At 28.8% G+C, this 756-nt stretch carries 1 protein-coding gene; it reads right to left on the bottom strand.

The annotated features are described in order from the left end of the window. The coding region (locus tag AC1DJR_RS32220; RefSeq protein ID WP_477004495.1) for a hypothetical protein at positions 1–607 on the bottom strand (607 nt) is incomplete at its 3' end. Between the last annotated feature and the right edge of the window lie 149 nt (positions 608–756).

Raw genomic sequence — 756 nt, 5'->3', positions numbered from 1 at the left:
CGTCTACACCGTCTCTTACAGTACTTTTACATTCAAATCCAGCCTTTATACAAGTTAAATCTTCTTCAAATTTAATACAAAAAACATCTATATCCGAAATTTCTTCTTTTTTATAATACTTATAGTAAGAGTCATCAAAAATTTTACATTCAAGTTCACAAAAATAATTCTTCTTATTATAAAGTACTTTCGCAAGTAATTTAAGATATAAATCTTTATTTAACGCCTTAAAGCTTTTAATAAGACGTTCTCTTTCTATAGCACTGATATAAAAATCCTTATTAGAACTTTCAACTGTTGTTTTTGGTGTACCAAACTTATGTTTATCATTATTTTCTAACGGGGTACTAATTTGTTTTTCAACCTTATCAACATTTGAGTCTGTTATTTCCTTTTCAAACTGTTTATCATTATTTATTTTCCGCTCTTCAACTTCCTCTAAACTAAACGTCTGTTGCTCCGAATTAGTCTTTGGTAACTTACCGTTAATATCCTTAGATCCATTCTCACCTTGCTTTATGTTCTCATTGGCTAGTTCACTAATAATTTGAGTCTCATTTGCTTTTTTCTTTTTACTATTATCTTTTTTTTCATTATCTGAGTACATCTTCATCGACTCCTCGCAAGAAATCAGCAATTTTTTGTAGTGTATCTGATTCTGCAGGTATTTTTTGATTAAATTTATTTATATTTATTAACTCGTCACCAAAAGCTTTGCCACTTCTAAACGTTTTTTCCAAACTCTCCGTTTTTATC

It is taken from the genome of Bacillus sp. 05T31 (genome assembly GCF_056396725.1).
The sequence above is the reverse complement of the archived record's forward strand: the minus strand, read 5'-3'. Positions and strand labels throughout refer to the sequence as shown.